4 protein-coding genes are annotated in these 11,866 nt (G+C 49.7%); all 4 read left to right on the top strand.

The window, feature by feature from the left end; genetic code table 11:
- Positions 1-60: 60 nt before the first annotated feature.
- The 4 genes from AC3WRW_RS04055 to AC3WRW_RS04040 all read left to right on the top strand — a co-directional run bounded on the left by AC3WRW_RS04055 (position 61) and on the right by AC3WRW_RS04040 (position 11,819).
- A complete protein-coding gene (locus AC3WRW_RS04055) occupies positions 61-1,014 on the top strand; it encodes a carbohydrate ABC transporter permease (protein ID WP_492545079.1) in 954 nt (317 codons plus the stop codon).
- 13 nt (positions 1,015-1,027) lie between these two features.
- A complete protein-coding gene (locus AC3WRW_RS04050) occupies positions 1,028-1,876 on the top strand; it encodes a carbohydrate ABC transporter permease (protein ID WP_492545078.1) in 849 nt (282 codons plus the stop codon).
- A gap of 14 nt (positions 1,877-1,890) precedes the next feature.
- A complete protein-coding gene (locus AC3WRW_RS04045; protein ID WP_492545077.1) occupies positions 1,891-7,068 on the top strand; it encodes a discoidin domain-containing protein in 5,178 nt (1,725 codons plus the stop codon).
- A gap of 83 nt (positions 7,069-7,151) precedes the next feature.
- Positions 7,152-11,819, top strand: coding sequence for a family 20 glycosylhydrolase (locus AC3WRW_RS04040; RefSeq protein ID WP_492545076.1), 4,668 nt, complete (start codon positions 7,152-7,154; stop codon positions 11,817-11,819).
- Positions 11,820-11,866: the final 47 nt, after the last annotated feature.

The raw sequence follows: 11,866 nt of genomic DNA, 5'->3' as shown, positions 1-11,866 counted from the left end.
TAAGGGAACGCATTCGATGTTTCCCTTATTATCATTCGGAAGCTTAGATTGGAGGCAAGTATGAAAGCGAGCAACACAACCACACCTGCCGGGATAGAGCGAAAGGCAAGCGAGAGAATCAGTACGGCGAAGATGAAGCGGAATATGTTCATTCTTTCCTTTATTCTTCCAACTTTGCTTCTGTATCTCGTGTTTACCGTTTATCCGATGTTCAAAGGGATTTACCTTAGTTTGTTTGATTGGTCGGGCGGTTCCGAAACGTATAACTTCATCGGCCTGGGAAATTTCAAGGATATGCTCGATGACAGTGTGATCCCCAAGACGATTCGCAACGACTATATTCTAGTTTTCGGTAAAGTCATTGGTTTTATGGTTTTGTCCATGTTCTTCGCGGTAGCGCTAACCCGCTTGGGCATTCGCGGTTCAGGGTTTTACCGTATCGTTTTCTTTCTGCCCAATGTGCTTTCCGTCGTTGTCGTCGGGGTTCTGTGGCGCTATGTGTATAATCCGAACCTTGGATTTTTGAATTCTTTTATCTCGCTATTTACGAATAAAAAGTTTGATTTCGCCTGGTTAGGCGATAAATGGTCGATATTCGCCCTGCTGCCGCCTTCGATCTGGGCAGGCGTAGGCTTTACGATCATTTTACTGGTCGCCGGTATTCTCAGCATTCCATCGTCGCTATTTGAATCCGCCGAGATTGACGGAGCGTCGCAGTGGAATCAATTTTGGTTGATTACGCTCCCCCTTTCGTGGGAACAAATCAAGACTTCCGTGGTATGGATTGTGATGACGACACTCAACGGGTCGTTCGTCATCGTAACGATTATGACCTTCGAAGGCGGAGTCGATAATGCCACACAGGTTATGGGCTCGTATTTGTACTTGAATGCTTTCAAATTTGGCAAATTCAGTTACGCGTCTGCGATTGGCGTCCTCATTTTGGTGCTCTCCTTAATCACCACAGCAACCCTTCAGAGGCTGATGAAGAGAGAAACAATTGAATTAACGTAGAGGGGTTTTTCATATGAGTCAAGGTACCGTCAATCCTATATTTCGGCTGTTTTTTAAAATCATTCTAATCGCTTGGGCGATTTGTGTCCTTTATCCGCTCATCTGGACGATCCTCAGCGCCTTAAAAGACAATCAACAGTTTTTCTTGGGAAAACCGTGGGATCTACCGAAGCTGCCTCTGCTTTGGTCAAATTTTTCGTATGTGTGGGGGAAATATAATTTTGGCCATAATTTTATGAATTCGCTGATTGTGACCATTGTAAGCACGGCATTCGGAGTGCTCTTATCGGCGACAACGGCTTACGTAATTGCCCGGTTTACGTTCAGAGGAAACGGCTTACTATACTATTCGTATCTTTCCTACATGATGATCCCAACATTCCTTGGTATCATTCCCCTGTTTTTTCTGCTGAATGATCTTCATCTGACGAACAATTTATTCGGTCTCATTTTAGTTTACATGGTCACAGCCGTGCCGTTTGCCGTATTCGTCTTGGTCAGCTTTTTCAAATCGCTGCCCAGCGAACTGGAAGAAGCCGCATCGATAGACGGCGCTTCCCACTATGGCATCTTTTTTCGGATCATGCTTCCACTTGCCAAGCCGGGATTGATGTCTGTAGCAATCATAACCGTGCTGAATATTTGGAATGAATATGTCTTTGCGCTTGTGCTGATCAATGATCCAACCAAATATACGATACCGGTAGCCATTGCGGTTATGCAGGGTGAAATGCAGTACAGAACGGAGTGGGGACCACTCTTCGCAGCCCTGATTATATCTATGGGTCCGACGATTGTGTTCTATAGTATTTTCCAAAAACAAATTACAGGAGGGATAACAGCCGGAGCATTAAAAGGATGACGAGGTAAAAATGAATGAGGAGAGTGCAGGAAGTGAAGACGCTCAAACATGCTTTTGGTTTTGTTTTTTGCCTGGTGTTCGTACTAGCGATCATGTTGATAGGTGGGACAACGACACATGCGGCAGCGGTTGGCGACATCACGAAATTCGAGAAAACAGATGAGAAGACGTTTACGATTACATCCGGTACCGATCAAGTCAAAGTTATTTTCAATCGCGACGATATGGTGCGGATCTGGCTTGGCGTAGGAGGAAAATTCCAAACGCCGGCTGGCAGAAGCTCAACTACGCCCAAAGAGCCGATCGTTGTGAAGGAAGATTTCGGCCCTGTCGCTGTGAATTGGTCCGATGAGGGCAGCTACTACAAAATCGCGACAGGCAAGTTCATTCTGCGCGCATACAAAAGCCCGCTCAAATTCGCGATGTACAAGAGCGACAATGCTACAATCGTATGGCAAGAGGAATCTCCGCTAAACTACAGCTCTTCCTCGACAACTCAGAAGCTCGTAAGGGGAGCCGATGAATATTACTACGGCGGGGGGATGCAAAACGGATTTTTCTCGCACCGTGACAAAACGATTAAAATCGCCAAAGACTTTGGCGACTGGGGCAGCGGCACCGTCTCCAATCCGTCTCCGTTTTATTTGAGCACGGCGGGCTACGGCGTACTGCGGAACACATTTCAAGACGGTACATACGACTTTGGCAGTCCCGCACAGCTGACACACAATGAGAACCGTTTTGACGCATATTATTTTTACGGCGAGACGATGAAAGATATTCTGAACGGCTATACGGATTTGACCGGCAAGCCATCCCTGATTCCCAGATGGGGAATGAGCATGGGTGATGCGGATTGCTACAATACAAGCAACACCGGCGCTAACAAGCCGAATAAGCTGACGACGCCGGATGTTTTGAAAGTGGCGCAAGGTTTCCGCTCCAATGATATGCCGGGCGGTTGGCTGCTGCCAAACGATGGATACGGCTGCGGGTATGTGCAGCTGCCAAGCACGGTGCAACAGCTTCATGACTTAGGCTTCTACACAGGCTTGTGGACGCAAAACGGACTTGCGAATATCGCAACGGAAGTTGGCGTAGCCGGCACGCGATTGAACAAGCTGGATGTCGCTTGGGTCGGACCTGGCTATGATTTCGCGCTCGATGCAACGAGACAGGCTCATGATGGGGTTGAAAACAACTCCAACGACCGCGGTTTCGTCTGGTCTGTCGGCGGATGGGCAGGGACGCAGCGTTACTCCACGGTTTGGTCGGGGGATCAATCGGGGAACTGGGAATATATCCGTTTCCATATTCCTTCGATGATCGGCGCCGGGTTGTCAGGCATGACGTACGCTACCGGTGATGTGGATGGAATCTTCGGCGGAAGCGCCCAGACGTATGTCCGCGATTTACAATGGAAAGCGTTTACACCGATCCTGATGAGCATGTCCGGTTGGGCTTCCGTCGATAAGCAGCCATGGCGCTATGGAGAGCCTTATACAAGCTATAACCGTGATATTTTAAAGCTTAGACAGCGCTTGACGCCTTACTTTTATACGTATTTGAATGAAGCTTATGAATCAGGAGCGCCGTTTACGAGAGGGATGGTCTACGAATTCCCGAACGATCCGAATACGAAGAACACGCTGACGCAGTACCAGTTCATGTCCGGGCAGTCGCTGCTGGTTGCGCCGGTCTATAAAGATACGAACGTAAGAAACGGTATTTATTTGCCAAAAGGGAAATGGATCGACTACTGGACAGGGACAGAGCATTACGGTTCCAAAATGCTGGACGAATACAGCGCTCCGCTAAACCGTGTGCCGCTTCTCGTCAAAGCCGGCGCCATTATTCCGATGTATCCGGAAGCTCTGTATGACGGTCAAATGCCGCCGAATCCGATTACGTATGATATCTATCCTTACAAAACTTATTCTTTTACGATGTATGAGGATGATGGGGTATCGAGAGAGCACCGCAGCGGCAAATTCGCCAAAACGTTAATTACTTCGATCGCTCCGGAGACGGGAACAGGCGACTTGAAAATTCAAGTAGGACCAAGCGTTGGCGATTACAATGGCAAGCTGGCAGCGCGTACAAATCAATTCCAAATTCATATGCATGCCAAACCGGCAAGCGTTTCGGTAGGCGGCTCCGCATATACGGAGTATGCAAGCAAGACGGAATTGGCGGCTGCGGCAAGCGGCTGGTACTTCGATAGCGCGGATAAAGGCGGAATCGTGTATGTGAAAACGCCGGATATGAAGGCTGACCAAGGCTTCGAAGTGAAGGTGGCCGGATTTGCAGCAGATACGACTCCGTTGACGGATGCAACGGTCATTTCGCTGCCGGAACCGGACAACGATCCGACGAAAATCCCTCAAGGGGACATCGTGGCAACGGCGACAAGTACGGATGCAGCTTCCCCTATTGCAAATGCACTGGATGGCAGCAATGAGACCGTCTGGAGCACCAAGCTGGATGGCAGCACTCCATTGCCGCAGTCGATCACACTGAACTTAGGAACGAAGTTTTCCGTGAATAAATTAAAATATTTGCCAAGACAATATTTGGGCACAGACGGTATTATTACAGCTTATAACATCTACGTGAGCACGGACGGCACGAATTTCACCAAAGTGACCAGCGGCACGTGGAATGCGGATAAGTCGGAAAAAACAGTGACCTTCACGACGGTAGAAGCGCAGTATGTGAAATTGGAAGCAACTGCCGGAGTCAACGGCTCGGCGGCTGCGGCCGAACTAAATGTGTACCGTGACGGTTCGGTGCCAACTCCGCTGGCGATTCCGAAAAATCAAATGACGGCTTCGGCACTAAGCTTCCAGCCAGGCAGTGAAGCGTCCAAAGCGATCGACGGCGACATCAATTCCGTCTGGCATACGAAATGGGACGGCTCTGACAAGCTGCCGCAATCCATTATTATTGATCTCGGCAAAGTGCGCAATATTAGCCAATTCCGTTACGCACCTCGTACAGACGCCGGCAATGGCACGATTACAACTTATAATTTGTACGTAAGTACGAACGGAACGAGCTATACGCAAATCAGTACAGGTAATTGGACCCGCAACAATTTGAAAAAGTATATCCAATTCACGCCTGTTGACGCCCGCTATGTGAAGCTGGAGGCAGTAGTGGCCGTAGGCGGATTCGCCTCAGCCTCTGAAATCGACGTGTATGAAACGCCACAGGCGCCTCCTGTCTTAGGTGATATTTTGAAAGGCAAGCCGGCATCGGCAGACAGCACAGATCCGCTATATCCGGCAAGCAATGCCAACGATGGCAAAATGGATACGTTATGGTCAGCGAATGATGCCAATCCGGGTCATGTATGGTCCGCCGATTTGGGCAAAATGTATGCAATTCAAGGCCTGGAGATTTCATTTGGACAGAGCGATAAAGTGTACAAATACAAGCTGGAAGTCCGGGAAGCGGGCAGCAGCAACTGGATTCAAGTGTTAAACCGCATGAACAATACCGAAGCCGGCGAAGTGCTCAAAGATACGTTCGGCAGCCAAGGGCGCTATGTGCGAATCACGATTACCGGACTGCCTGATGCGAGCACAAGAGCCAGCATCGCGGATGTGAAGCTGATCGGCTTGCCGATTATCGGAACGGCTGCAGTGACGGGCATTACCGTGGATCGTTCGGAGATCACGATGAACGTGCTTGATAGGCCGGTTGCCTTGGAAGCCACCGTCATGCCTCTGAATGCAGCAAACACGACGATTACTTGGAGCACAAGCAATCCGGCAATTGCGATGGTAGATGAGAATGGCGTCGTTTCTCCGAAAGGCGCTGGAACAGCGACGATTACGGCAACGACGGCGGAGGGCGGCTTTAAAGCGAAGGTAGATGTCACGGTAACCGGGCAAACCGGTTTGGTGAAAATTCCACAGACGCAAATGACGGCAACGGCGGCAAGCTTCCAGGCGGGGAACGAGCCGGGCTTGGCCCTTGACGGAGATCCAAGCACTTGGTGGCATATCAAATGGTTTAATGTTGATCCGCTGCCGCAATCGATTATTTTGAATTTGGGTGGAACTTACAACATCAGCAAGCTGGAGTACACGCCTCGTCCGGATGCCGGCAACGGGACTATCACGGCTTACAACGTGTATGTCAGTCAGGATGGCGTGCAGTATACGAAAGTGGCAAGCGGAGCGTGGCTGCAAAATAATGCGCTGAAAGAAGTGAATTTTGCACCGGTGAATGCTGCTTACTTGAAGCTTGAAGCAACGGCAGGCGCAGGCAACTTTGCTTCGGCAGCCGAGCTGAACGTTTATAAGCTGGTTGAGGCGCCAATGCTGCAAACACTCGCGTTTGATGCAGCAAGCTATGAAGTCAATCAAGGGCAATCCGCAGCCGTAAAAGTGACGGCCCGGTATTCGGATGGAACGAATCAAGATGTGACGGCTGCATCCGCATTCGAGATCGCAAATCCGCTGTTTGCGACGGTAACTAGCGGTACGATCACGGGGGTTTCCCAAGGCGAAACCGTTGTTACGGCGACGTACGGCGGGAAGCAAGCGACGGCAGCGGTAGTGGTGAAAGTAGTCGCTCCGCAAAGTCCGTCTACAACGTTAACGGGAAGCTCCAGCGTGCAAAGCGGGCAGCCGGTAACCGTTGCATATGGGCTAAACAATGTGACGCAGGAGGCGTATGCGGAAGACATTACGTTAACTTACGATGCAAACTTGTTGGAGTTTGTGTCGGCGGACTCGCTGCTTCCGAACCTCACATTGGTGACGACGGTGAAGGATGTACCGGGTAAACTTCGCCTAATCGCCGCCAGCCAAGGCACAGGTCATGCAGTGACAGGCAATGCGCAATTGTTCAAGCTTACCTTTAACGCAAAAGCGCTGACTGTAGCCAGTACGGCCACAATCCAAGTAACGGATACGACGCTTGGGAATGCGCAAGGCAACGAATTCAAAGCGTTGAATTCCTCCTTTAGCGTTCAAATCACACCGGTTCCAGTCGGCATTCCTGGCGATGTGAACAATGACGGAAAAGTTTCAATCGGCGATTTGGGCATCATGGCGGCCAACTACGGCAAAAACTCCACAAGTCCTGATTGGGCGAGCATTAAGCATTTAGACATCAACAATGACGGACAAATCGATATCGCAGATCTGGCCTTCATTGCCTCGAAAATAATGGAATAGACACAGAAAAGAGACCCTTAGACGATTTGTTCAAGGGTCTCCTCTATTTTTTGGCTCCAAAAATCATGTGATGAGGTGAAAAAATGAGAAAGACAGTAACGAAGGTTTGTCTGCTGGCCTTGCTGGCATTCTCGCTGCCATTCCAATCGGCTCAAGCGGCAGGTACGGGACCTAACCCGAAGCCAGTGGTCATTCCCAGCCTGCAGGAATGGAAGGGTGACACGGGTACATTTACTATGGGCGATCATTCACGGATTGTCATTCCGCCTTCCAGTTCTTTGCTAAGAACGGCAGTTGTGTTTCAAGAAGATTTGAAGGAAATTACGGGCCGAGATGTTTCCGTCGTGCAATCGAATTCACCGGCCTCGGGGGATTTCTTCCTGAGCATGAACGAGCAAAGCGACGATACGATAGGAACGGAAGGGTACAATTTTGAAGTCGGCGATATCGTTAAAATCCGCGCCAATACGGTGACCGGCGTATTCTACGGAACAAGATCGGCGCTTCAAATTCTGCAGCAGGATACCGCCAAAGCCAGCATCGTCAAAGGGGTAGCGAAGGATTATCCGAAGTACAAAGAGCGCGGTTTCATGCTTGACGTCGGACGCAAGTTTTTTACGATGGATTTTCTGAAAGATTATGTGAAGTTCATGTCCTGGTACAAAATGAACGATTTTCAAATTCATCTGAATGATAACGAAATTTTTAAAGACAACAGCCGGGTGCATTGGGATAAATATACGGCTTTCCGCTTGGAAAGCACTAAGTATCCTGAACTTACGGCCAAAGACGGTCACTACACGAAGCAGGAATTCCGTGAGCTGCAGGATATCGCCAAAGACAGAGGGATGACGATTACCCCCGAGCTGGATACGCCGAGCCATGCGCTGTCCTTCACGAAGGTTAGACCCGATTTGGTGAAAGACAGCCTTCCCGTTGACCATCTGGACATTACGCGTCCGGAGGCGATCGAGTTTGTCAAAGACGTTTGGAGCGAATATTTGGACGGCAATTGGTTTAATGCCAAAGAAATTCATTTCGGCGCGGATGAGTTTGACCGGAACGATAAGACGACTGTTGAGGCCTACCGCCAGTATTTAAACGCGATGAATGCTTTCTTCAAAAGCAAAGGCAAAACCGCAAGAATGTGGGGCAGTTTGACGTACTTCCCGGGCACGACTCCGGTGGACACCGATATTACGTTGAACGGCTGGAACAATGGCTGGCAAAATCCGATCGATGCGGTAAACGAAGGCCGCAAAATTATTAACACGACGGACGGCTTGCTGTATATCGTACCTAAGGCGGGTTACTACTACGACTATTTAAATACGAAGTGGCTGTATGAAAACTGGGAGCCCACCTATTTCAGCGGTACGCAGAAAGTAAGTGCTGACAACCCGAGCCTGCTCGGCGGCATGTTTGCGGTATGGAACGATATGCTGGGCAAAAAAGTGAGCGCTATGGATGTGCATGATCGCGTAAAAGACGCACTGCCGACGATGGCCGAGAAAATGTGGCGAGGCCAATCCAACGACGCGACGTACGACCAATTCCGTCAGGCTAGCGGTGCGATCGGGGATGCGCCTCATACGAACTTGCTGCATAAAGTCGCAACGAAGACGGAAACCGTGCTCAGTTATCCGTTTGACGAAGGCAACGGACAAACGGCCGGCGATCTGTCCGGCAATGGCTATAACGGCACGTTAAGCGGCGTTCAATGGACGAACGGCAGGACAGGCAAAGCGGCTCTGTTCAGTCATTCCAGTGATCGCATCGCGACCGGGTTGACGACGAAAGGTTTCCCGTGGACGGTTTCGGCTTGGGTGAATATGACCGCCAGCGCGCAGCCGGAAGCGATTTTGCTCGAATCCGCCGAAGGCGCGATCAAATTGAAGCAGAAGGAAACCGGCAAGGCCGGCTTCTCCCGCGAGGGCTTTGATTTCAGCTTCAATACGGCGATTCCGACGGGACGCTGGGTGCATGTCGCTTTGAAAGGAGATTTAAGCGGGACATCGCTGTTTGTCGATGGCGAGCTGAAAGATAAGCTGACGGAGACGACGCTGCTTCCTGCGGCAGTCATCGGCAGTGCAGCGCAGGCATTCCAAGGTGCGTTGGATGATTTGAAAATCGTAGACCGCGCATGGACGGGGAAAGAAATCGCGGTTGCCGCAGGCTCGCCGCCGTGGACCGTCAACATAGCCGCACACCAACCGGCTGTGGCTTCTTCGGAGGAAGTGAATTATTTAACGGCGAACCTGGCGTTTGATGAGGATGAGTCGAAAAATTCCCGTTGGGCGTCCAAATATACCGACAATGAATGGATTTATGTGGATCTCGGCAAAAACTACGATATCAATAAGGTCATTTTAAAATGGGAAGCGGCTTACGCCAAAGGGTATAAAATCCAAGTTTCCAGCGACGCGCAAACCTGGAAAGACACCTACACCACGAACGCAGGCGTCGGCGGTACGGAAGTCGTTAAGTTCCCGACAGAGAATGCCCGTTATGTGCGCATGCTCGGGACTAAACGAGCAGGCACATACGGTTATTCCCTCTACGAGTTTGAAGTGTATCAGCCGAATCCGAATGATGATCCGGTAACTGTGCCGCTTCCAATTCGCTATGAACAAACTTTCGAGAACAATCAACTTGGCGGATGGCAGCACGTGATCGGGGCAGGAACAGGCAGCATGTCGGTCGTTAGCGATTCGTCTCAAGCTAGCCGGTATGCGCTGCAGCTGACAGCAAACAATACGAGCAATGTCTTTATCGATCAGAATTCACCGGACATCAAAGACGGCGAAATTGAATATAAAGTAACGCCGACAAACACCGGAAATATTCGCTCAGGCGTCATCTTCCGTTACACGAATAAAGATTCGTGGGCATCGGTCGGCTACGATAACGGCAGTTGGTACTGGGTGAACGCACAGGATAGCTACGGGCTGCTGACGAACAATACGGCGGCTAAGCTAAGTAAAGGGGTCACCTCAACGGTCAAAATCAAATTCGAAGGACCTCTTGTGACCTTGTTTGTGAATGGTACGCAGTACTATGAAGGCAGCTTGGCATCCATTCCGAACGTCGAAGGCAAGATGGGCGCCAGAGTGTTCGGTCCTACAGTAGCCGAATATGACAACTTTAAATATCGCAATAATGTGCCGGATTCGGCAGTTGCTGCAACCGGCGTTCAGCTCGATAAGACGGCAGTTGCTTTGAAAGAGGGCGAGACGGCGGAGCTAAATGCTACTGTGCAGCCGAATAATGCAACCAACAAGAACGTGACTTGGTCGAGCAGCGACGAAAGCATTGCGACTGTTGCGACAATTGGCGGGAAAACCGTTGTTACTGCGCTAAAGGCGGGCATCGCGAAAATCAAGGCGACAACGACAGATGGCGCCTTTACAGCGGAAAGTACGGTGACCGTTGAGGCATTGTCAGGGCCTGGATTACGTGTCCTGACTTACAATATTCATCATGGCGCAGGGAATGATAATATTGTAAATTTACCTCGCATTGCTGATGTGATTAAGAGTTTGAATCCGGATCTTGTTGCTTTGCAAGAGGTGGATAACAATGTCCCAAGAAGCGGCAACGTAGATCAAGCTGCGAAATTGGCTGAGTTGACGGGAATGCATGTAACTTTTGGTAAGGCAATCGACCTGTCCGGTGGCGAATACGGATTGGCGCTCCTTTCTCGTTACCCGATTACTTCTTCGGAGAAAATATTGCTTCCAAATACAAGCGGTGGCGAGCAGCGTGCTGTGTTAACGGCGAAAATTGCGCCAACAAACGGTTTGCCTGAGTTTACGTTCTCCGGAACACATCTGGAGTGGAACCCGAAGAGCATTCAAGCAGATCAAGTAAATAAGATTGTTGAACTTTACGGTTCGACTTCTCCTTACATTTTGGCCGGTGATTTGAACGCAACTCCGGAGTCAGATACGATCAAATCTTTAACGAGTAAGTGGACAGACGCTACAGCGGGTATTACGGATTGGACCAATGAAGAGGACGGTAAGATTGACTATATTATGTATGGACAGAAAAACCAATGGCGTGTTGTTAACGCTCAAGCTATTCATGATGATGTCGCTTCCGATCACAGACCTGTTCTATCTGTTTTGGAATGGCTTGGTTCACAGCCGATTGCTGCTGAAACTACGCTCACCGGTACGAACTCTGTTCCCGCAGGAAATGAGTTCACGGTACGTTTCGGGTTGAAGAACGTAACGCAAAGTATATACGCTCAGGACATCAAGCTGAATTATAATGCCGATGTTATGGAATTTGTCTCGGCGAAGTCTTCCAAAGACGGCATAAGCATCGTTGATTCTAAAGATCGAGCGGGCGCGCTTCGCCTTATCATCGCGAGTCAAGGTGCCGGTCATGCCGTCACAGGCACGGCAGAATTCGTCGATATCGTCTTTAAAGCGAAGAATGTGACCCAAACGGCATCAGGGAAAATAGCGGTAACAGAAGCTATACTCGGTGATGACAAAGGTATTGAAACGAAAGCGAATGCCTCGTCGATCAATATCGAGATTACGCCTGTACCTGCCGGCATTCCGGGAGATGTGAACGGAGACGGTAAAGTGAGCATCGGCGATCTGGGCTTTGCAGCGGCGAACTATGGCAAGAACTCGCTAAGTCCGGACTGGAATCAAGTCAAAATTGCCGATATCAACCATGATAACGTGATTGACATTCTCGACCTTGCCGCTATTGCTAGCAAAATCATTCAATAAATGTAAATAGGGGAGGATGCAAGTTGGGGTCCTCCCTAATTTTTCTA

The sequence above is a fragment of the Paenibacillus sp. FW126-R14 genome (assembly GCF_058789495.1).
The sequence above is the reverse complement of the archived record's forward strand: the minus strand, read 5'-3'. Positions and strand labels throughout refer to the sequence as shown.

Excerpts from the sequence above, each read along its gene's own strand:
- AC3WRW_RS04045 (WP_492545077.1), top strand. The coding sequence starts at position 1,891 with ATGAGGAGAGTGCAGGAAGTGAAGACGCTCAAACATGCTTTTGGTTTT.
- AC3WRW_RS04040 (WP_492545076.1), top strand. The coding sequence starts at position 7,152 with ATGAGAAAGACAGTAACGAAGGTTTGTCTGCTGGCCTTGCTGGCATTC.
- AC3WRW_RS04055 (WP_492545079.1), top strand. The coding sequence starts at position 61 with ATGAAAGCGAGCAACACAACCACACCTGCCGGGATAGAGCGAAAGGCA.
- AC3WRW_RS04050 (WP_492545078.1), top strand. The coding sequence starts at position 1,028 with ATGAGTCAAGGTACCGTCAATCCTATATTTCGGCTGTTTTTTAAAATC.